Source organism: Microbacterium sp. MYb66, assembly GCF_002979435.1.
GTDB lineage: Bacteria > Actinomycetota > Actinomycetes > Actinomycetales > Microbacteriaceae > Microbacterium.
In genome coordinates this window covers 1-18620 of the sequence record NZ_PCOV01000009.1, presented here as the reverse complement: position 1 = coordinate 18620, position 18620 = coordinate 1, and the positions used below count along the sequence as shown (strand labels likewise).

Sequence of the window (18620 nt, the reverse complement as noted above, 5' to 3'; positions counted from 1 at the left end):
GGCTACCGTCCTTCTTCGTGGGAGTGGGGCGCGTCGCCGGCGGTCGGGTCGGCGGTGCGGTGGATGAATGCGCACACCTGCTCGAACGAGTGTGCGCTCGCGACGGCGTTGCCGCGGGGAGTGCCGCCGTTCGAGTAGTGCACGCCCGAGACCGGGTGCACGCGTTCGATGTCGGTGCTGGGGAGGTGCGGGAGTGCGATGCCGTGGCCGGCTTCCTCGTAGTCGAGGTGCAGGCGCTCCGCGGCGTGACGGTGCCGTTCGAGGGTGTCGAGCACGATACGTGAGGCCATGCTGGAGGGCCAGGCGCGGTCATCGAGTCCCGAGATGCACGCGACAGGTCCGCGGAAGCGCTCGATCGGGATGCGGGATGCGCGGGCGAGCCCACGATCGTGCAGGCCGTCGACGTACACGTCCCGGTGCCGGGTGGGCGGCGGCTCGTCGTTCCACGGCTGCCAGGTGACACCGGCATTGTCGTGCCAGAGGTGCTCGAGCGGCTCTCCGTGGAGCGTCCAGGTGGGGCCGCTCCAGCCCTCGGCAGGGTCGGCGGCGCCCTGTGCACCGAAGGCGAAGGCACCGGGGACGAAGGGGGCGATGCCGAGGATGAGGTCCGGGTACGTGGCGGCGAGCAGCACGGACAGCTCTCCGCCGCGCGACTGCCCGCTCACGATCGCCCTGCCACCCTTCGGATCGAGGTTCGAGGACACGTACCGGAGCGCGCTCTCGAAGTACTCGAGCGGGGTGCGGGAGATGTGATCGGACAGCCCGGGAGCACGGAAGTAGCCCAGCGCGAGAGCTTGAATGCCCCGCGAGGCATATTGGGCGGCACGCGCTTCGTTGATGCCGCCGCCGGAGCCGTTCAACACGATCACAGTGGGGAAGGGGCCGTCGCCGGCGGGGCGGAAGAGCGTGCCGACGAGACCATGGGTGCGGATCTCGGTGCGTTCGACATCCGCCCCGCGCAGCCACTGCGTCACCTCGCGGACATCCTGCGCCGCCGGGGCGCCTTCGCCCGGCACATCCAGGTGACCTGTTCCCGGCTCGGTCCACGCCGTGAGCACAGTGGACACCGGACGCTCGACGTCGGACGGTTCGGCGGATCCGGTCGTCCCCGCCTCACGGCGCTGCGACCAGAACAGTCCCATCGAATCGGCGACGCGGTAGTCGCCGGAGACCGGAGCCTGCGTTCCCAGGTCGACGATGCCGGCGCGGTCTGCGAGGTAGGTCGCCTGGGCCGCCCAGTCGCCGCCGTCGCGGGCGGTGACGGCCCGCACGGTCACCAGAGAACCGGGGAGTGCTCCCGCGACGGTGATCGACCGGCGCTCCCAGAGGGGACCGGTCTCGGGCGTCACCGAAAGCGTGAGGGATTCGACGGACCGACTCATGCGCCGCGGTGCCCTTCGGCGCGGCTCCGGAGCCAGTGGACGGAGTCGTCGTCGACGTCCATCGACGCGGGCAGCTGCGCCGGGTCGGTGGCCAGGACGTCGAAGCGTGCGGGGAGATGTCCTCCTGCGGCGCGCCAGTCCCGATCCAGAGCGGATGCGGCGGCTGCGGCGTCGGTTCCACCGGCACGCGCGGGGTCGAAGGCGATGATGACCGCGCCGCGACCGGTCGGCGTCTCCGAGTCGGTGACCCGCCCGCCGACCGCGACCCCCGCGAGGAGCTCGATCACCAAGCCGGTGAGGGATCCGACGAGCCCGGTGGGCAGGAGAGCGGCGACGGAGGCGGGATCGGTGGTGATCTGCCCCGCGGCGTCCACGGCGGTGCCGTCCGGGAGGCTCCGCCCGGACTCGCGTGCTTCGCGGACGGCTGCGAGCGTGAGCGCCGAGGTCGCGTAGTCCACGACGAGGGGAGGAGCGTCCGTCCGTGGTGCTCCCACGGCGAGCGGATTCGTTCCGATCGCCGCGGTCCGCGCGCCCCAGGGCGCGACGGATGCCGGAGACTGAGCGGCGATGAGCGCGACGGACCCCTGTGCTGCGAGGGATCGGGCGGCGAGGCCGAGGATGCCGAGTGCGCCGACGCCCCGGATCCCGATGAGCGCCAGACCGTGCGCCTCGACTCCGCGGGAAGCGCGGTGCACGGCCGAGGCGAGTGCGACCACTCCCGGGACACCGGTGGCATCGATGGAGCTGATCGTGACCGCCTCATCCGTCGTCGAACTCGCATCAGGACCGTGGGTGAGCCGCTCGAGGTCGCGTCTCAGCATCCGGATGCCGAACTCCGGCAGCCCGAGCACCTCTGCCTGGAGCAACCAGAACGCGGCGAGGGCGATGTCGTCCCGTTCGCCCTCCGGCGCGGCTGCCTGCAGTGCATGGCGGAGAGCGGCGAGAGTCTCCTGTGCTTCGACCTTCATCGTGCCCGCTCCGCTCAGTACTTCACCCACGGCACGACGCGACGCTCGAGGAGCGCCCACAACGCGGTCGCGCCATAGCCGAGCACCGAGATCGTGACGATGCCGACGTACATCTTCGACACGGCGAAAGTGCCCCAGGAGCTCCAGATCATGTACCCGAGTCCGCTGTTCGCGCCGACGAACTCCGACGCCGCGATGATGACGAAGGCACCACCGGTGGCGAGCTTGATGCCGGTGAAGATCGAGGGCAGCGCGTAGGGGAAGGAGACCGTCATCCAGCGCTGCAGGCGCGTCGCCCCGTTCGCGTTGGCCACGTCGTTCAGCAGCGGCGGCGTCTGCATGACGCCACCGAGCGTGTTGAAGAGCAGGTAGAAGAACACGCCGATCGCGACGATGACGTACTTGCTGGTCTCGCCGAGGCCGAAGATCAGCAACAGCAGCGGGAAGATCGCGACCTTCGGCACCGGTAGCAGGGCGGAGAAGATCGGGTCCAGCAGCAGGCGGAGCGTGCGCACGGATCCGAGCAGGATGCCGAGCACGATCCCGGGGATCGCGCCGAGCACGAAGCCGATGGCGATGCGCGACAGCGTGATCCCGATGTTCTCCAGCAGGACGCCGGAGACGAGCAGCTCGAAGAACGTCTCGATGATCGACGTCGGCGCAGGGAAGAATCGTGCGTCGAGGAGGCCGGTCCGGCTCGCGATCTCCCAGACGAGGAGGATCAGCAGCGGCGTGTAGGGCCCGAGTCGGCGCACCCACACGGATCCTCGTTCCGCCTTCACGGCCTCCTTCAGCTGGGCCTCGATCTTCGGGTCGGCGATCGTGGTCATGAGGCCAGTTCCTGTTCCTTCGAGTTCTCCAGCAGCGACCACAGCCGCGCGGTGATCTCGCCGTACCGAGGGTCGCGGCGGAGACCGGCGATGTCACGGGGCCGGCCGAAGGGCACCTCGATGTCGTCGATGATCCGCCCCGGCCGGTGCGACATCACGACCACGCGGTCGGCGAGCATCAGAGCCTCGTCGACGCTGTGGGTGATGAACATCACCGCCTTCGAGGTCCGCTCCCAGATCTCGAGCAGCTCCTGCTGAAGAGTCACCCTCGTCTGCTCGTCGAGAGCGCCGAACGGCTCGTCCATCAGCAGCAGATCGCCGTCGTCGGCCAGAGCGCGGGCCACCGAAGTGCGCTGGCGCATCCCGCCGGAGATCTGGGCGGGGTAGTACCCGCCGAACTCGGAGAGCCCGACGAGGTCGAGCAGTTGGTCCACTCGCTCCGTCCGTTGTGCGCGGCTCAGCCCGCGCAGCTTGAGCGGGTATCCGATGTTCTGGGCGACCGTCAGCCACGGGAACACACCATGTTCCTGGAACACGACGGAGGGGCGGCTGGAGGTCTCTATCGTGCCCAGGCTCGGCTTCTCGAGCCCCGCGGCCAGGCGCAGCAGCGTGCTTTTACCGCATCCGGACGGTCCGAGCACGCAGACGAACTCGTTGTCGGCGATCTCGAGATCGATGTCCTGGAGAGCGACGAGAAGCTCGTCCTTGCGGTCGGCGTTCGGATAGGCCTTCCAGAGGCCCTTTACGGCGAGGCCGGTCATTTCTTGGAAGAGGCCAGGTCGCCGCTCTCCTGCAGCGCGATCGCGTCCTTCAGGATGTCTTCACGGTAGATGTCCTTGATGCCGGAGTCGCCGTCGAACTCGAGTGCGTCGCGGTCACGGAAGAACTGTTCCTGGCGGGCGACGTCCTCCCAGTCGATCGCTCCGCTCGGGTCCTGCGTCGTCAGGGCGATCGAGGTCAGGGTCTCGACGGGAAGATCCGTGTATTCGGCGATGATCTCCTGCGTGGCGGGGTCGTCCCAGCCGCCGTCCTCGAGCTCCTTGACGGCCTTGAGGTAGGCGGCCGTGAACGCCGTGACCGCGGCGGGATGCTTCTCGACGTACTCGGTGTTGAAGACCATCGCACCCAGCTCGACGCCGGCCTGGTAGTCGATGGGCAGCAGCTCGTGTGCGATGCCCTTGGCGATGACGGCGGAGGAGATCGGCTCGATCGACCAGCTCGCGTCCACGGAACCGTTCGCGAGGGCGGCCGGGATGTCGCCGGGGCTCAGGTTGACGAGCTCGACGTCGTCGACGCTCAGGCCGACGGACTCGAGTGCGAGGTCGACCGAGTAGATGCCGAATCCGCCGTCGCCGGGGATGCCGATCTTCTTGCCCTTCAGATCGGCGGCGTCCGTCACATCGGACGCCTCCGAGGCGATCAGCGGCGACGGGTTCGCGCCCGATTCCGGGATGCGGGAGACGCTGGCGATCACGGAGATCGATGCACCCGCCTTGGTGGCGTTGAACAGGCCGGCACCCCAGGTCGCGCCGCCGGCGGTGATGTTGCCGGTACTGACCTGCTGGTAGGTCTCGCCCGAGCTGCCACCCTTGGCGACGAGTTCGACATCGAGCCCGGCGTCGTCGAAGTAGCCCTTCTCCTCGGCCAGGAAGAACGGGGCGTAGTCGGCGTAGGGCGAGTAGAGGAAGGTGATCTTGGGAGCATCCTCGGCGGTCTCGGTCGCCGCGTCACCCGATCCGGACGAGCTGCAGGCGGTCACCAGCAGTGCGCTAGTGAGGACGAGAGCGGCGCCCGCGAGGGCACGGCGACGAGAGGTCATGATGTTGCTCCAGAGGGTTCGGGTGATGTGCACGGGAAGCACATGCCCTTGAATCTATCGAGTCCATGGCGCACCGATATTTCAGCGTCGTCACATTCCGTCACCGACGGCGATGACCGGCAATCCGATCCGAGGAGGGCTTCGAACCAGTGGTGAGTCGCGTTCAGCGGCGCCACACAAGGAGGAATCATGCGTTTCATCCCGACCAAGGTCCACGGAGTCCTCGACTACATCGTCGGCATCGCGTTGATCGCAGCGCCCTGGCTGTTCGGCTTCGCCGGAGTGGGCGGAGCAGCCGTCATCATCCCGATCGTCCTCGGCGTCGGGCTCATCGTGTACAGCCTGTTCACGAAGTACGAGTGGGGCCCCTTCGGCTTCATCCCGATGCCTGTCCACCTCGTGTTCGACATCGTCGCCAGCCTGTTCCTCGCGCTCTCGCCGTGGATCTTCGGCTTCGCCGGTGAGGCGCTCAACGTCTGGCTTCCGCACGTCGTCGTGGGTGCAGCGGTGATCGTCGTGGTGATCTTCTCCCAGCCGCAGCCGGCGAGCACTCGGGGCCGCGTCGCCACCGCCTGATCGACTCCCGGACGCGATGCCGGGCGACTGGACTTCCCGAAGCAGTCGCCCGGCATCGTCATGCGTGTCTAAGGGAGCTCGTCGGCTCCCTGCAGCGCGCGGCTCAGCCAGCGCGCATAGAGCGTCCACGGGTCGCCTTCGCGGCGGAGCAGTGCGACATGCGCCCGCAGCTCCGGGGTGAAGGTGAACCACTCGCCGCCCTCGCGTATCGCGGCGAAATCACGGTGGCGCTGCTGTTCGACGGATCGGTCTCCGCGTTCGAATGCGAGCAGTTCCTGATGCCGGATGCTTGCGAGGCGCTGTCGTGGACGCCTGCTGGTGCCGATCTTCACCCGGTCGTCGTACCGGATGTAGTAGACGACGTCGACGCGGGGGAGAGGCAGGTCGGGGTCGGGAGCATCGCCGTAGCGCCATCCGCAATCGGCGCAACACCAGGCGCCGTCGATCCGCACCCCCTGCGTGTTGCCGCAGAGCGCACAAGGGCTCGGAAGGGCGCGTGTCGTCGGCACTGATGCAGACTACGCGCGCCCTCCGACAACCGGGACGGGATTCAGCCCGCGTGCACGAGGATCTTCGCCCCGGCACCGCCGCGCAGGGCGTGGATCGCGTCGACCACGTTCTCGAGCGGTGTCTCCTGCACCCATCCGGTCGTGTCGTACACGCCGCGGGACATGGCCTCGATCACCGCGTCGAAGTCCTCCGGAAGGTAGGCGAGCGCACCGGCGATCTCCGTCTCGGCCATCACGAGCTGCGTCGGAAGGAAGTCCATCGTTCGCTCGTGGATCGCGACGACGACCACTCGACCGCCGGGGACGAGGCTCGCGAGCGAGGAGCTGATCGCCGGTCCGACCCCCGCGGCGTCGAAGGCGACATCGACGCCCTCGCCGGCGGTGAGAGCGGACACCGCGGCGGCGAGGTCTTCGTTCACCGGGTCCACGACCGTGGCACCGAGAGCGGCGATGATGGCACGGCGCTCCGCGCTCGGCTCGGAGACGAGTACGCGCTCGACGCCCCGCGCACGCAGGGCGAACCAGACGCCGATGCCGATCGGACCGGCCCCCGCGATGAGCGCTGTGCCACCGGACTCGACTCCGCTGCGGGAGACGGCGTGCCAGGCGACGGACATCGGCTCGACGAGCGCCCCCATCCGCAGGTCGACGTTCTCCGGCAGCACATGGAGCTTCGATGCGTCGACCGTGGTGAACTCGGCCATCCCGCCGCCGTCGGAGCTGAGACCGTGGAATCCGATCTTCTGGCAGGCGTTGAACATGCCGCGCGTGCAGGCAGGGCACTCGCCGCAGTAGTAGATGGGCCAGACGGCCACGCGGTCACCCACGGCGACACCGCTCACGCCCTCACCGAGTTCGACGACGGTGCCGGAGAACTCGTGTCCGAGGATCTGCGGAAGCGTGGAGCCCGTGACCGGATGCGGATGCTCGAGGTCGAGTCCTGCGGCTTCGGGGGAGTAGTAGACGTGCAGGTCCGACCCGCAGATCCCGGCATAGGCGTTGCGCAGCTTGACCTGACCCGGGCCCGGAGTGGGCTCCGGGACCTCCTCGATTCGGAGGTCTTCCTTGGCATGGAACAGTGCGGCCTTCATGTGTTCTCTCCTCTTCCGGTGGCCGTCATCGCAGCCACCATTCCGGTGACGCCGCGAGGATCAGCCTCACGGCACGTTCGATATCGTCGTCGTCGCTCCGCAGCCACTCCTCGATCGCGCCGACGGTGCCCGCGGCTGCGTACGCCACGGCGATGCGCATGGCGGAGGGATCCTCGAAGGCAGCGGGGACGATCTGGGGATGCAGATCGGCCCAGAGCACCAGGCCGGAGCGGATCGATTCCTCAAGGTTGCTGCGGATGGGGGCGGCGAGAAGGGGATGCATGGCTCCGCGGTAGATCGATGCCCGGCGCTGGACGTGCTCCAGCAGGGCCCGCTCGCCGTCACCGATGGCGTCGGTCTGAGGCAGGATCTCCATCGCCTCATCGATCTCGGCGGAGAGCGCGTCGGCGAGGAGCTGAACGGGCCCTTCGGCATGTCGGTAGAAGGTGTCGCGCGTGACGCCGGCTGCTGAGCAGATCGCGGAGACGCTGATGTCGACCACCGGTGTCCGGCCGGCCAGGTTCAGCACCGCGTCGCGGAGTCTCTCGCGCGAACGTCGCGCCCTCGCATCCATGGGGTCAGTTTATCTGACAACCGTCAGATAGGCACCTCTTCTCTGGAGCGGATCGCGCGCTTAGTGTCGAAGAGGGCAGAGGAGCGGACATGGCGACGAAGGTGTGGCACGGTTTCCAGGCAGTCGTCGGCGCCTCCGCAGTCGTCATCCTGCTGGCGGCGTGTGTCCCGACGACGCCCTCGACTCCGAAGCTTCCGGCGGGCTCCGGTGCTGTGGCTCCGGGGGAGGAGGCCACTCTCGTGCAGGAGCTGGCGGCGCCCTGGTCCATCGCATTTCTCGAGGAGACCGCGCTGATCAGCGAGCGTGACACCGCGCGGATCCTCGAGGTCGCCGAGGACGGTGACGTGCGTGAGGTCGGGGTGATCGACGGTGTCGAGCCGCGCGGGGAGGGCGGGCTGCTGGGCATCGCCGTCCACGACGGTCAGTTGTACGCCTACTCCACCGCTGCGGACGAGAACCGCGTGCAGCGGTTCGCGCTGGAAGGAGCACCCGGATCGCTCGAGCTCGGCGAGGCGGATACGATCCTCTCCGGGATCTCCGCGGCGACCAATCACAACGGCGGCCGCATCGCCTTCGGCCCGGACGGGATGCTCTACGTGACGGTGGGGGATGCCGGCGAGCGCGACAGTGCGCAGGATCCGGGCTCGCTCTCGGGCAAGATCCTCCGAGTCGCACCGGACGGAGACGTGCCCGCAGACAACCCTTTCGAGGGCTCGCCGGTCTACAGCCTCGGGCACCGCAATCCGCAGGGGCTCGCGTGGGACGACGACGGCACGCTGTACGCGAGTGAGTTCGGACAGGACACCTGGGACGAACTGAACGTGATCGAACCGGGCGGGAACTACGGTTGGCCGGAGGTGGAGGGCATCGCGCAGCGTGACGGGTTCATCGATCCCGTGCAGCAGTGGTCTCCGGTTGCCGCCAGTCCGAGTGGCATCGCGATCGCATCGGGGTCGATCTTCATCGCGAATCTCCGTGGCGAGCGGCTCAGACAGGTGCCGCTGGATGACCTCGGGGCATCCGCCGAGTACTTCGCAGGCGAATACGGCCGACTTCGCGACGTCGTGGTCGACCCGGACGGCGCGCTGTGGATTCTCACGAACAACACGGATGGTCGAGGGGATGCCCGCGACGGCGACGACCGCGTGATGCGCGTTCCGCTCGGGTGACGACGGATCGAGCGGAGTCGCGACGTCGATCCGGTCGCGGAAGTCGTCGAGCCGGCCTGAGAAACAGAAGAACCCCCGAGAGCGTCGGAGGTTCAGAGTGGGCGATACCGGACTCGAACCGATGACCTCTTCCGTGTGAAGGAAGCGCGCTACCAACTGCGCCAATCGCCCATACCTGTGGGGTACGTCAACCGATACTACCCGACGCTCAGACGCCGTACGGACCACTCGGTGAGACACGCGCGAGATTCGGTGCGGGTTTGGCGGAGGGCCGATCTTCGGCTAATGTTTCATGAGTGCCCGGGACGACCGGGAACGAAATGCGGATGTAGCGCAGTTGGTAGCGCACAACCTTGCCAAGGTTGGGGTCGCGAGTTCGAGTCTCGTCATCCGCTCGAGTGCAGTGGGTTTTCTTCGGAAGATCCGTCGCACGTGGGGTCAATCCACACGGTGGCGTGGCCGAGCGGCTAGGCACCGGCCTGCAAAGCCGTTTACACGGGTTCGAATCCCGTCGCCACCTCGCGGGAAAAACTGAATAGCCCCAACGGGCGCGATTGGCGCAGCGGTAGCGCGCTTCCCTGACACGGAAGAGGTCACTGGTTCGATCCCAGTATCGCGCACAGACAAACCCCCGGATCTCCGGGGGTTTTTTCGTGTCCGGGGGAGCCTGGGCAATATCTGGGCAATACGATCCGGCAATAGTGCGGTCTGGAAACTTCTTGGTTACAACTTGATCTCACCAGGGGGATCGTCCTGATCCCCGCTCGATCAGGGGGCAACCATGAGTAAGCAGGCAGCGACCGTAGCCAAGGGTCCAGCGGGGGAGACCGCGGAGTACGTCTTCGTCACACCCGAGTTGGCAGTTGCATGGCTCGCGGTGAACATCGACCGCAACCGAAACATGCGCAAAAGCCGCATCAACGGCTACGTCCGTGACATCCAGGGTGACCGTTGGGTGGTCACGGGCGAGGCTATCAAGTTCGATACCGAAGGCCGTCTGGTCGACGGTCAGAATCGCTGCCAGGCGATCGTGGCGGCAGGCAAGGGGGCCTGGGTGCTCGTCGTCCGAGGGATCAGTGAAGATGCTCTGGTCGTGCTGGATTCGGGCTCGGCGCGCAACACGGGGGACATGCTCGTGATCACTGGACTCGCCGATCGGGCCGACGCCAAGGATGTGGGTGCGATCGCTCGCCTGTACACGGCATACAAGGCTGGGGACGTGAAGCACGCCGCGTCGCACATCGGTGGTCATTCAGGGCTCACGAAGAGTGAGATGGCGGATGCCGTAATGTCGATCCCTGACATTGAGTTCGCTGCCCGACACGCGCGGGGGATGTATCGCTACCTTCGCTTGCCGGTGAGTGCGCTCGGGGTAGCGTTCCTCGAGTTCTCGAAGCTCGACGTTGATGACACCGCAGAGTTCTTCAACCGTATCCGTGACGGCATCCAGAACGGACCCGGCGACCCTTTCCTCACGTTGTCTCGACGCGTCTCCAACGACTTGCAGGCGGGGTCTTCGCGGCGCATCCTCCCGGGACAGGCGCTCTTCTACCTGTTTCGCACCTGGAACGCTTTCCGAGAGGGCGAGGCGCTTGTGAAGCTGCAGGTTGGTTCACCCCAGGCTGGCTTCACGCCGATTCCGGTGCCAAAGTGATCCGGGAACGTTCGTGGCACCTCGCTTGCTCACTCAGCATCGACTACACAAGAGGGTGATTGTGAAGATCTATGAGGTGATTGCGGCCCTGAGCTTGATGGTGCGACCCAGGCGCTCAGTGAAGAGGAGATCCCGGTGATGGCGCGCGACTACATCGCCGTGACCCTTGATGTCCCGCTGGATACGTTCGACATCGTGCTTGAGGTTAGGGAACGGAACTAGAACGAGCAGCTCTGATCCCCCTTCCCGGTGTGCACGCACCCGTGGACCGCGGGGGATAAAAGAAGGCGACTGATCCTGGGATCAGCCGCCTTCACGATCCGGGCTATAGGCCAGAGGCCCACACCCGATGTTGTCATTCTACTACAGCCGTGGAGGAGCCGTCCACCGGCGACCATGAACCATGCTCGTAGATTTTGAGCGAGTGCGAGCCGTCATGAAGCCCGGAAAGAAGAGACTCGACGCCAAGCTCGTTACGCACGTGCTGCGCTAGTTGCCCCTTGGGGGAGGTTGGGCTTGCGAGTCCCTGCGATGCTCGGAACTCGAACGCGGCGGCAGACGTGAGCATGTCCACGACCTGCAAGCCATCTGCCGCCCGCGAGTCAAGGCGCACAACTGAAGTGAGGGCTAGGCGTCGCATCCGCCGGTTGACGCCATCCTTGAGATCTTCTTCGAACTTGACGTGATCAGGCGTCGAATAGTTGTCGGCTAGCACTGATCCCACCTCGTTGAACGCCAGAGCACCATAGACCAGCTGCTCCGCCATCTTGAGATACGCCTGCCATTGGTCGCCAAATCGCGCAACAGGGTCGGCTGAGTGTCGATCAGCCAGGAAGCACCTGAAAGAGATATCGCCGCATGCGAGAGCGGCACTAATCACGTCCTTATAGAGCGGCAAGGAGGACCGCGTGATGTCCGAAAACTTGAACTCACCATAGTAGTGCTGGCGATCGCGGAACTTCTGAACGGTCCTCAGAAGGATGGATGGAGACGAAGCCTTCACGAGTCCAACTGCGAAAAAACGATCGTTGGCGATGGCGCCTGTCTCGTCGATCAACAAGGTACAGGTCGGATGCTTCCGACTCAGTCGATCCCCATAGCTACTCGTCATGAGTTCGACAGTAGTGCCATCTGATCCCGCTAATTCTGACTACACATAGTCGTAGGTGCGGTGGACGTGCCAGCCGTCTTCGCCCTTGTAGACGTCGAACACGAGCGACTGGCCGTCGTCGTCGGTTCCTTGGAATCGCCACCCGTACAGGCCGTGGTGGGGTTCGTCGAGGGGACCCGTCCAGCTCTACTCGGTCAAGGCTGGGTCAACCGTTGCGATCTCTCTGTCCATCATGACGGAGAGGACGAGGTCTCCCGAATCGGGATCGGCGCCTACGATCTGGTATCCAGTCACTTGCCAGCCCTCACCCTGTTGCTCAATCCATTCTGGGCTGTGCATCCAGACGGGCCGCGAGAAGCTGAGGGACTGCTGCGTCGGCAGGGTTGGCGCAGGCGTGCGCCAGAATACGAACTGGGTCTCTTGCATGTCGGCAGTCTCTCACGACCCTGGAGGAGCGACGAACAGTGTGTTGCGTGCCGGCGTTAGCTCTCTGGCGAGTCAATGACTTCGTCGACGAGGTGGATTCCGCCACTCGAGCTGGCAGAGTGCATGAGGCCTTCGATCCATTTGACGTTGAGTTGTGGCGACTCAACGTCGTCGAATGTGAAGCGCAGCGGGATCGATGGGTGCAGCCAGATCGTCGACCGACCGGCCGTGTCTCCGTCGGGGTGTCTCCAGGAGAGCGTGAAGCTCTCGTTGCGGCGAAGTTTTGTGGCGATGACTACTTTGAGGTGCGCGAGCGCGCGGTCGTCGATGTGGATTTCATCGCCGCTGCCGTACTGGATCGATCCCATATTTGAACCATAGTGGGGTTCCCGAGTGCACCATGACGCCAGCGTCATCGGAGGTCCTCGGCCCCTGTATCGGTCGGCGATGAATCGTGGCAACGTAGACAGACCACATCCGCGATCGTCTCGGTCGCGTGGCGTGAGGAACGGGTTCCATGGTGGATGGAGGGCATCTGGTGGGCAGGTTCATCTATGAAGGCAATGTGAAGACTGAGGTCGAAGATCGGGCTCTTCTACACCTCCAGCTCGTCATGACCGCGAAGCTTCGACGTGGGGAACCGTTCGGATTCTCGTGGCGCGAGGATTACAGCATTGGTGGCGGCCGGACCACCGTGTGGGTCCACCCCGGCAGCAACCTCGTCTTCAAATACGACCAAGACCTCGGACATGCCCATGTCAACGCACACTGGACCGAGGCGCTGGCCGCGACCGCCAACGCTCCCTCTGGCTTATATCTGCTTCCCGAGCCGGCCCCGGGGCATCCGCCCCGCACCCAGGCCTAGTCGACGTGTGAGTGCTGCCTGGCCTGCTGACGTGCATGAAGTGTGCGCAGCGCCCGGACAGCCGCGGCGGCGTTGCGGAAACGAGAAGCGAGCGGAAGATCGCGGAACCATGTGACCTCGACTTCACCGCCCCTGCGCTCGTAGATTGCTGCGACCGCGGAGCGGTGTTCGCTCTTCCCGTAGTGAAGGTCTTTGACGATCCACGTCGTGGGCGTGACGCCGACGAGCGCAAAGCGAGGTGTGGTGTCCTTCGTCATACGAACTCCAATCGTTGGAATCGATGGAGTCTGTCGCGATGCCTCACGGAGCACACGGGGCTTGACAGCACGCGGCTACCGGGTTGGGGTCAATTGTTCGGGTCGACGATTTACAGCCAGGCCGACTGCTGCGACGGCGAGGATGATGGCCGCGAGAAGCAGTGCGATCCAGCTTCCGAGCTGGTGTGCGGCGGCACCGACGACGGCCCCTCCTGCGAGAGACCCCCACAGGAGTAGGGGGCGCTGCCATGCGGAGCGGGACCGGCCGGTGAGCAGTGCGGCGACGGCCAGACCGAGACTGACCAACGTGCCGGTTGCGTAGGTGATCGCGACTCGCGCTCGTCCGTCAGAGAGGTACAGGGTGTTCAGAGCCCCCATCGCGAACGCGAGCATCCAGAACCGCACGGGTCCGACCGGCGCGAGAATCGCTAGCCCAGAGCTCAGGGAAACGGCGGCCGCGGAACCGGCCACCGCCCATGCACGCCGCCGCCCGTGCGCGCCGATCAATGCGCCGGCCGTGACACCCACCACGAAAGCCACAACGAGCGTCAGGGGCAGGACTGCAGAGAGCACGCCAAGCTCGAGGACATCCACGCCCGCCTGCGTGGAATTGCCACTCATGAATGAAACGAACAGGCCGCCAGTATCGATGAAGCCGATCGCGTCTACATACCCTGCAACACCGCTGAGCAGCAACGACAAAGCCAATCCGCGCCGCGTCACATCTCTCATGCCATAAGCCTCATGGACGCGCCCTCCCGTGCCGGATACTGCGATCCTACGGTTTCGACGCGCCTCGGCCGGCTACGAGAAGGTCTGGTTTGCGGATATCTGCGGTGGGAACATTGCAGCTGTGGGACGGACGGACCCCCACCTTGCCGGGGAGGCACAGTGGGGGTCTGTTCTCTTCCGTCGCCCCGTTAGTCGCCATGTTCCGACCGTCCAAGCACATCGCGATAGCGTGGAAGGCGGACAGCCTCACCGTCCGAGGATTCAGTTCTTCCGGTGAAGGTGAGGCTGTTCTCCCACCCGAGAGTGCGGCCTGAGCCCAGGGGTATGATCCGGGTATGCCCTTCCCCTCCACCGAGGAACTCACCCTCCCTGCATCTACTTCCGATGCGCCGCACACGGGACTGTGGGTCGGTGTGGGCATCGCTGTTGGACTGCTCCTGGGAGCCGGGATTCTCGTCGCCGCCTTCGCGGTGAGCTAGCCGGGGCGGCGCGACTCGCTGACCACAGTTGACTATCGCGAGTCAAGCGCGGCGGAGGGCTCGCTGAGTGTAGTAGTTCACACCACCATTGGTGTCCTCGATGCCATAGACGATCTCGCCACCTTCGAGTGGGCGGATCTCAAGCACGGTGCCTCGGACGCCGCCGGTGGGGAATACGTCGTCGCCAATGCTGTACTCAGGAGTAGTCATGCTCCGACCATAGCGAAGAGCATGTTGGGGTACGAGTGCGGAAGCACACAGAAATGCCCGCCCCAGCCGAAGCCAGGACGGGCCACCGTTCGCGTTACATCGTGTTCGGATCGAACCCGGGTGCTGTACGTGGCAGGTCTATTGGGTGCACGTACGGGCCGATTTGGTGGACACGCCAGCATGCGATCGGTCCCCAGGCCGATATCTCTGGGCGCCAAATCAGCGTTGCCCATGCGGCAACGTTGTCGTCGGTGACGCCACGGTGAATCCACGCTCCTTCATCGGGGGCGAACTTCACATACGCGACGTCCGGTGCGTCCTCGTCGCGGCGGGGGACAAGACTGATTCGGAGGTCGCGGCGAGCGAACTCGCGCGCGCTAGCGAAGTCACCCCACGCACCCTCAGACTCTGGTGTGACGAGTGTGCGTAACGCCTCGTCGGATTCAGGGTCATCCGAGAGGAGCGCGCCAATGAAGGCCTGGGTGGCTCTCACTGGATGGCTGAACGGAAGGCTCTCCGCCTCGACAGCCGCAGTGTCCTTATCGGTCCATTCCTCGTCCATCTCTCGTCCTCTCATCGGGGCCATCGTGCGAAGCGTAGCGCGGGGCTCATACGCCCCTGGCGCCTCCTCGTGTTATCTGGGATCGTGACTCGTCGTACTTCCAGATTCGGCCATCTACGATGCTGGCCAGCCCGTCGCCGCCGATATCGAGCCTGCCCGTGATCGATAGCCCGTCGAGGGAGATCACTGGTGCTGCCTGATTCGCGGGCTGGCCGTAGAAGTTGGCAATCTGGGCACCGCTCACCCATTTGCCCTCTCCGCTCGGGTAGGAAAGTCCCCCAAGCGATGCAAATGGAGTCGGATTCGTTGAGGCACCCGACCCAGACATCATCGCTCGCCATTCGTCGATCTTCGAATGCCCACCAGCCCGATTGACATCATCAGCAGTGAGAACATACTCGCCATCCGAGAGCCTCGCTTCGATCGAGTCGGATGTACTCGTGCCAGGACCGCGAACGGGACCGCCCCTCGAAAACGCCGAGACGGTCTTACTGCCGACCCGGAACGACTCGTTGCCCTCCACATCTACGTGCACCTTCACGCGACGACCGTTGTTCAAGTTGATGAAGTTGTCGATCTGCGACTGTGCCTGCGCCGTCTGTACAAGCGCCTGAAACTCCTTCTCGGTTGGCATCTGGAAGATCCGGTCAGCGAGCGCTTTCACCTGGTCGGCGTTGTAGCCGGCGCTCACAGCCGAGTCGATGAAAGCTTGCTTCTGCGCGGCTAGGGTCTCCGCGTACTTCTTCGCCGACTCATCGGCGCCCATCGTGGTGACATCCTGCTGAAACTGGGCCTCGGCAGCCGCTCGGGCTTTCTCCGCGAGCTCACCCATAGCCGCCGCATTCGCCGACCCCGAAACAGTCGACTCGTCCAGGGACGTACCGACCTTCTCTGCCTGGGCAGACAGACCATCCAACGCCGAAAGGTAGTTCGCGTTCGCAGTGATCGCGTCGACCGCTACACCGTTAGCCGCATTGATCCTGTCAATCAAGCCTTGAGCTGTGAATTGAGATCCTGCACCGCGTCGGCCTGCTCCATGTATGCGTCGGCGGCACTCTCAGACTGCTTCGTCGCGGTCGAGTTCGCCTTCTCCTCCTGACCCTTCAGCCTGATCCCGTCGTCGATCGCGGCATTCTGCTCCTGGATTCCACCGATCATCGCCTCGAGCGCAAGACGCGTCTCATACGCGTTCATGCCGGTATCGGCCTGGATCTTGTTGAACGCCTCCTGGTCGCCGCTCAGCGCCGCGTAGTACGTGCTGAGCTGTTCGATCGCGTCGGCATTCTTCAACGCCGCATCGGTCACGACATCAGCACCAACACCGAGCTTCTCGGCCGCATCATAGGCAGACTGCCAGTTGAACGTCAGAAGCTCCCCACCCTTCTGCAACTCGTCGATCGCCGTCGAACGAGCAGCCTCAGTCAGCTTGTTCGTGCCGTCCTCGATCGCGTCTGCATACTGCTGCGCGCGCTGCTGGGCCTGCTGGTGCTTCGCCGCCAGCTCGCCCACAATCATGAACAGGCCACCCAACGCCAAAGCAGCGCCGCCTGCCGCAAACCCGATCCCCTTCATAGTCCAAGTGGAAGCCTCCACCGTGGCCTTGAACTCGAGCCACCTCGGAACAGCTAGAAACGCGGCACCACCCGTCAGAGCAACGGCCGCCGCAGCGCCACCAAGGGCCATCACCGAAGCCTGAACCGGCGCGGGCAGGTCGTTATACATGCTGATGAGCCCCGTGAGCGCCTGCACCATCGTGCGGAGCGTGTCATTCGCCGTCGACCCTGTATCGATCAGCGCAGTCTCGAAAGCTCCGCCGAGCGCCTCCACATCCCCTTTCAGGTTGTCGAGCCGCATAGCCGCCGTGGAAGCCGCGTAACCCTGGTCATCGACGGCCGCCGTCCACTCGTCGATGCCCTCCGAACCCTGCTGATACAGAACCGTCGCCGCGCGCACAGCATCGGCGCCGAAGATCGTCTTGAGAGTCGCGTTCTGCTGCTCCGTACTGAGACCGGACAAACCATCCTTCAGCTTCCCGGCATAGGTCGCGAGGCCCACAAAGTTCCCCTGAGCGTCATACGCCTGAAGGTTGTACTTCTCCATCAGCTCCGCGGCCTGCGCAGATGTCGGATTCAGCGACTGCAACATGCTCTTGAAGCTCGTGCCCGCGTCCGAACCCAAAAGGCCCTGTTCCGCGAACGCCGCCAGCCCTGCCGTCGTCTCCTCGATCGAAAGCCCCGTCTGCTTCGCCACCAGAGCGGACTGATTCAGGGCCTGAGCTAGATCCGTGACATCACCCATCGCCTTGCCAGCGCCCGCAGCCAGCAGGTCGGCAACATGCGACATGTCCGAACCCTCAAGATTGAACTGCTTCAGAGCGGTAGCCGCGATCCCGGCCGCGGAGGCAACATCCAGGCCACCAGCAGCCGCAAGATCCAGCGCACCCGTCAGACCTCCACCAAGGATGTCAGCCGTCGAAACACCCGCCTTGGCCATCTCCTCGATCGCCTGAGCAGCCTCCGTAGCCGAGTAGACCGTAGCCTCGCCCGCGTCTAGAGCCGCTTGACGCAGCAGACCCATGTTGGCTGCGCCTTCATGGGTTGCTGCTTGCACCGAACTCATCTGCGCGTCGAAATCCATCGACGCCTTCGCGGCCAGACCAAGACCGACCGACAGAAGCGTCCCCATCGCGAGACCCGTTGTCCCAAGCTGCTGGAAGGCCTGCTTCTGCTGCGCCAGCTTCTCGGCTTCAGTGCCAACATCATGCGTGGCATTTGCGGCCGCCCGCATGCCTTTCTCATAGTCCGACACGACCGCCGAAAGGCGTACCTTCACGACACGTTCAGGCATTGCCAGCCTCCTTCTTCAGCGATTCGTACTTCGCGGCCTTGCGCTGCTGCGGCTCCCACACGTTCAGCGCCCATACGGCCATGCGGAAGTTCTGCCGATCCTCAGGCGGCATCCGGTCGTAGAGTTCCGGCCAGATGTAAACGGCTTCCCTGTCCCGCACCCGGTACATGTCGTCCGTCTCGCCATCGACGACGAGAGTGACGTTCGGGTAGTGGCGGGCAACCGCGTCGATGTTGAACCACAGGGGCATGTCAACAGCAACGCCAGGACGCGGCGCAAACCGGTCGGCGAGATCGTTGAACTCGCCGGGGTGCATGAACGGGATCTGGAACGTCGCCGCTGACTCCCCAAACACGGTCTCTACCTCCACCGGACCAACAGCGGCGTAGTGCGCCTCCGCTTCAGCAACCAGCTCACTTACGAGATCCTTCTCGCGCTGGATCAACGTCTTGATGTCTGTCATGTCAAATGTCCTTGTCTTGTTTGGCGTCTGTGACCCCGTGTGGAAAAAAATGTCGGGGAGGGATGACGGCAAGCCCCGGAGACCCGCAGCAGATGG

Annotated in this window: 22 protein-coding genes and 4 tRNA genes; 7 read left to right on the top strand and 19 right to left on the bottom strand. The window is 65.0% G+C overall.

Features of this window, described 5'->3' with window-relative positions; all coding sequences use genetic code 11:
- Window positions 1-2: 2 nt before the first annotated feature.
- The 5 genes from CQ045_RS15660 to CQ045_RS15640 are packed head-to-tail and all read right to left on the bottom strand — an operon-like array spanning window position 3 to window position 4999.
- The gene (locus CQ045_RS15660; protein ID WP_105725376.1) at window positions 3-1382 is read right to left on the bottom strand and encodes an acyl-CoA thioester hydrolase/BAAT C-terminal domain-containing protein; all 1380 of its coding nucleotides are present in this window, start codon (window positions 1380-1382) and stop codon (window positions 3-5) included.
- The gene (locus CQ045_RS15655) at window positions 1379-2380 is read right to left on the bottom strand and encodes an Ldh family oxidoreductase (RefSeq protein WP_146115261.1); all 1002 of its coding nucleotides are present in this window, start codon (window positions 2378-2380) and stop codon (window positions 1379-1381) included. Before CQ045_RS15655 ends, CQ045_RS15660 begins: the two co-directional genes overlap by 4 nt.
- Complete coding sequence (locus CQ045_RS15650; RefSeq protein WP_105725374.1) at window positions 2365-3180, bottom strand: ABC transporter permease; 816 nt, start codon at window positions 3178-3180, stop codon at window positions 2365-2367. Before CQ045_RS15650 ends, CQ045_RS15655 begins: the two co-directional genes overlap by 16 nt.
- Window positions 3177-3941 carry an ABC transporter ATP-binding protein gene (locus CQ045_RS15645; RefSeq protein WP_105725373.1) on the bottom strand — a complete coding sequence of 255 codons (765 nt, stop codon included), beginning with the start codon at window positions 3939-3941 and terminating at the stop codon, window positions 3177-3179. Before CQ045_RS15645 ends, CQ045_RS15650 begins: the two co-directional genes overlap by 4 nt.
- Window positions 3938-4999, bottom strand: coding sequence for an ABC transporter substrate-binding protein (locus CQ045_RS15640; RefSeq protein ID WP_146115260.1), 1062 nt, complete (start codon window positions 4997-4999; stop codon window positions 3938-3940). Before CQ045_RS15640 ends, CQ045_RS15645 begins: the two co-directional genes overlap by 4 nt.
- 189 nt (window positions 5000-5188) lie before the next feature.
- Between CQ045_RS15640 and CQ045_RS15635 the strand changes: the two genes are divergently transcribed.
- Window positions 5189-5575: an SPW repeat protein gene (locus tag CQ045_RS15635; protein WP_105725370.1), complete on the top strand. Its 387-nt coding sequence runs from the start codon at window positions 5189-5191 to the stop codon at window positions 5573-5575.
- Between the two features lie 68 nt (window positions 5576-5643).
- Here the strand turns inward: CQ045_RS15635 and CQ045_RS15630 are convergent, their stop codons facing one another.
- Genes CQ045_RS15630 through CQ045_RS15620 form a run of 3 tightly spaced genes read right to left on the bottom strand, consistent with a single transcriptional unit; the run spans window position 5644 to window position 7749 of the window.
- Window positions 5644-6084 carry a GIY-YIG nuclease family protein gene (locus CQ045_RS15630; protein ID WP_105725368.1) on the bottom strand — a complete coding sequence of 147 codons (441 nt, stop codon included), beginning with the start codon at window positions 6082-6084 and terminating at the stop codon, window positions 5644-5646.
- 41 nt (window positions 6085-6125) lie between these two features.
- Window positions 6126-7175 (bottom strand): 2,3-butanediol dehydrogenase, encoded by a 1050-nt coding sequence (locus CQ045_RS15625; protein WP_105725366.1) that lies wholly within the window; start codon window positions 7173-7175, stop codon window positions 6126-6128.
- A gap of 25 nt (window positions 7176-7200) precedes the next feature.
- Window positions 7201-7749: a TetR/AcrR family transcriptional regulator gene (locus tag CQ045_RS15620; protein ID WP_105725364.1), complete on the bottom strand. Its 549-nt coding sequence runs from the start codon at window positions 7747-7749 to the stop codon at window positions 7201-7203.
- A gap of 89 nt (window positions 7750-7838) precedes the next feature.
- Here CQ045_RS15620 and CQ045_RS15615 point away from each other — a divergent pair, with 89 nt between their 5' ends.
- Window positions 7839-8918, top strand: a complete 1080-nt coding sequence (locus CQ045_RS15615) for a sorbosone dehydrogenase family protein (protein WP_105725362.1) — start codon at window positions 7839-7841, stop codon at window positions 8916-8918.
- Between the two features lie 98 nt (window positions 8919-9016).
- Here the strand turns inward: CQ045_RS15615 and CQ045_RS15610 are convergent.
- A tRNA-Val gene (locus CQ045_RS15610) sits at window positions 9017-9089 on the bottom strand.
- Window positions 9090-9240: 151 nt separating this feature from the next.
- Between CQ045_RS15610 and CQ045_RS15605 the strand changes: the two genes are divergently transcribed.
- From CQ045_RS15605 to CQ045_RS15590, 4 genes are all read left to right on the top strand, one after another.
- Window positions 9241-9313: transfer RNA gene (locus CQ045_RS15605), tRNA-Gly, on the top strand.
- Between the two features lie 54 nt (window positions 9314-9367).
- Window positions 9368-9438, top strand: a tRNA-Cys gene (locus CQ045_RS15600).
- Window positions 9439-9466: 28 nt separating this feature from the next.
- Window positions 9467-9538, top strand: a tRNA-Val gene (locus CQ045_RS15595).
- Window positions 9539-9699: 161 nt separating this feature from the next.
- Window positions 9700-10572, top strand: coding sequence for a hypothetical protein (locus CQ045_RS15590; RefSeq protein WP_105725360.1), 873 nt, complete (start codon window positions 9700-9702; stop codon window positions 10570-10572).
- A 355-nt stretch (window positions 10573-10927) separates the two neighbouring features.
- Here CQ045_RS15590 and CQ045_RS15585 read toward each other — a convergent pair whose 3' ends face one another.
- The 3 genes from CQ045_RS15585 to CQ045_RS15575 all read right to left on the bottom strand — a co-directional run bounded on the left by CQ045_RS15585 (window position 10928) and on the right by CQ045_RS15575 (window position 12477).
- Window positions 10928-11683 (bottom strand): DUF3800 domain-containing protein, encoded by a 756-nt coding sequence (locus CQ045_RS15585; RefSeq protein WP_105725358.1) that lies wholly within the window; start codon window positions 11681-11683, stop codon window positions 10928-10930.
- A 186-nt stretch (window positions 11684-11869) separates the two neighbouring features.
- A complete protein-coding gene (locus CQ045_RS15580) occupies window positions 11870-12109 on the bottom strand; it encodes a hypothetical protein (RefSeq protein ID WP_105725356.1) in 240 nt (79 codons plus the stop codon).
- Window positions 12110-12165: 56 nt separating this feature from the next.
- Complete coding sequence (locus CQ045_RS15575) at window positions 12166-12477, bottom strand: hypothetical protein (RefSeq protein WP_105725354.1); 312 nt, start codon at window positions 12475-12477, stop codon at window positions 12166-12168.
- 149 nt (window positions 12478-12626) lie between these two features.
- Here CQ045_RS15575 and CQ045_RS15570 point away from each other — a divergent pair, with 149 nt between their 5' ends.
- Window positions 12627-12974: an ATP-dependent DNA ligase gene (locus CQ045_RS15570; protein WP_374955030.1), complete on the top strand. Its 348-nt coding sequence runs from the start codon at window positions 12627-12629 to the stop codon at window positions 12972-12974.
- Here the strand turns inward: CQ045_RS15570 and CQ045_RS15565 are convergent.
- The 7 genes from CQ045_RS15565 to CQ045_RS15540 all read right to left on the bottom strand — a co-directional run bounded on the left by CQ045_RS15565 (window position 12971) and on the right by CQ045_RS15540 (window position 18524).
- Window positions 12971-13231 carry a hypothetical protein gene (locus CQ045_RS15565; RefSeq protein ID WP_105725352.1) on the bottom strand — a complete coding sequence of 87 codons (261 nt, stop codon included), beginning with the start codon at window positions 13229-13231 and terminating at the stop codon, window positions 12971-12973. The genes CQ045_RS15570 and CQ045_RS15565 overlap by 4 nt on opposite strands.
- 75 nt (window positions 13232-13306) lie before the next feature.
- Window positions 13307-13963: a YoaK family protein gene (locus CQ045_RS15560; RefSeq protein ID WP_181156601.1), complete on the bottom strand. Its 657-nt coding sequence runs from the start codon at window positions 13961-13963 to the stop codon at window positions 13307-13309.
- 521 nt (window positions 13964-14484) lie between these two features.
- Window positions 14485-14652 (bottom strand): hypothetical protein, encoded by a 168-nt coding sequence (locus CQ045_RS18900; protein WP_181156600.1) that lies wholly within the window; start codon window positions 14650-14652, stop codon window positions 14485-14487.
- A 94-nt stretch (window positions 14653-14746) separates the two neighbouring features.
- Complete coding sequence (locus tag CQ045_RS18895) at window positions 14747-15214, bottom strand: hypothetical protein (RefSeq protein ID WP_105725350.1); 468 nt, start codon at window positions 15212-15214, stop codon at window positions 14747-14749.
- A 46-nt stretch (window positions 15215-15260) separates the two neighbouring features.
- Window positions 15261-16205: a hypothetical protein gene (locus tag CQ045_RS18890; RefSeq protein ID WP_181156599.1), complete on the bottom strand. Its 945-nt coding sequence runs from the start codon at window positions 16203-16205 to the stop codon at window positions 15261-15263.
- Window positions 16202-18061, bottom strand: a complete 1860-nt coding sequence (locus CQ045_RS15545; RefSeq protein ID WP_105725348.1) for a phage tail tape measure protein — start codon at window positions 18059-18061, stop codon at window positions 16202-16204. The genes CQ045_RS18890 and CQ045_RS15545 overlap by 4 nt, the downstream gene beginning before the upstream one ends.
- The gene (locus CQ045_RS15540) at window positions 18054-18524 is read right to left on the bottom strand and encodes a hypothetical protein (RefSeq protein ID WP_105725346.1); all 471 of its coding nucleotides are present in this window, start codon (window positions 18522-18524) and stop codon (window positions 18054-18056) included. Before CQ045_RS15540 ends, CQ045_RS15545 begins: the two co-directional genes overlap by 8 nt.
- Window positions 18525-18620 lie beyond the last annotated feature (96 nt).

Excerpts from the sequence above, each read along its gene's own strand:
- CQ045_RS15660 (WP_105725376.1), bottom strand. The coding sequence starts at position 1,382 with ATGAGTCGGTCCGTCGAATCCCTCACGCTTTCGGTGACGCCCGAGACC.
- CQ045_RS15650 (WP_105725374.1), bottom strand. The coding sequence starts at position 3,180 with ATGACCACGATCGCCGACCCGAAGATCGAGGCCCAGCTGAAGGAGGCC.
- CQ045_RS15645 (WP_105725373.1), bottom strand. The coding sequence starts at position 3,941 with ATGACCGGCCTCGCCGTAAAGGGCCTCTGGAAGGCCTATCCGAACGCC.
- CQ045_RS15640 (WP_146115260.1), bottom strand. The coding sequence starts at position 4,999 with ATGACCTCTCGTCGCCGTGCCCTCGCGGGCGCCGCTCTCGTCCTCACT.
- CQ045_RS15635 (WP_105725370.1), top strand. The coding sequence starts at position 5,189 with ATGCGTTTCATCCCGACCAAGGTCCACGGAGTCCTCGACTACATCGTC.
- CQ045_RS15625 (WP_105725366.1), bottom strand. The coding sequence starts at position 7,175 with ATGAAGGCCGCACTGTTCCATGCCAAGGAAGACCTCCGAATCGAGGAG.
- CQ045_RS15620 (WP_105725364.1), bottom strand. The coding sequence starts at position 7,749 with ATGGATGCGAGGGCGCGACGTTCGCGCGAGAGACTCCGCGACGCGGTG.
- CQ045_RS15615 (WP_105725362.1), top strand. The coding sequence starts at position 7,839 with ATGGCGACGAAGGTGTGGCACGGTTTCCAGGCAGTCGTCGGCGCCTCC.
- CQ045_RS15590 (WP_105725360.1), top strand. The coding sequence starts at position 9,700 with ATGAGTAAGCAGGCAGCGACCGTAGCCAAGGGTCCAGCGGGGGAGACC.
- CQ045_RS15585 (WP_105725358.1), bottom strand. The coding sequence starts at position 11,683 with ATGACGAGTAGCTATGGGGATCGACTGAGTCGGAAGCATCCGACCTGT.
- CQ045_RS15580 (WP_105725356.1), bottom strand. The coding sequence starts at position 12,109 with ATGCAAGAGACCCAGTTCGTATTCTGGCGCACGCCTGCGCCAACCCTG.
- CQ045_RS15575 (WP_105725354.1), bottom strand. The coding sequence starts at position 12,477 with ATGGGATCGATCCAGTACGGCAGCGGCGATGAAATCCACATCGACGAC.
- CQ045_RS15570 (WP_374955030.1), top strand. The coding sequence starts at position 12,627 with ATGGTGGATGGAGGGCATCTGGTGGGCAGGTTCATCTATGAAGGCAAT.
- CQ045_RS15565 (WP_105725352.1), bottom strand. The coding sequence starts at position 13,231 with ATGACGAAGGACACCACACCTCGCTTTGCGCTCGTCGGCGTCACGCCC.
- CQ045_RS15560 (WP_181156601.1), bottom strand. The coding sequence starts at position 13,963 with ATGAGAGATGTGACGCGGCGCGGATTGGCTTTGTCGTTGCTGCTCAGC.
- CQ045_RS18900 (WP_181156600.1), bottom strand. The coding sequence starts at position 14,652 with ATGACTACTCCTGAGTACAGCATTGGCGACGACGTATTCCCCACCGGC.
- CQ045_RS18895 (WP_105725350.1), bottom strand. The coding sequence starts at position 15,214 with ATGGACGAGGAATGGACCGATAAGGACACTGCGGCTGTCGAGGCGGAG.
- CQ045_RS15545 (WP_105725348.1), bottom strand. The coding sequence starts at position 18,061 with ATGCCTGAACGTGTCGTGAAGGTACGCCTTTCGGCGGTCGTGTCGGAC.
- CQ045_RS15540 (WP_105725346.1), bottom strand. The coding sequence starts at position 18,524 with ATGACAGACATCAAGACGTTGATCCAGCGCGAGAAGGATCTCGTAAGT.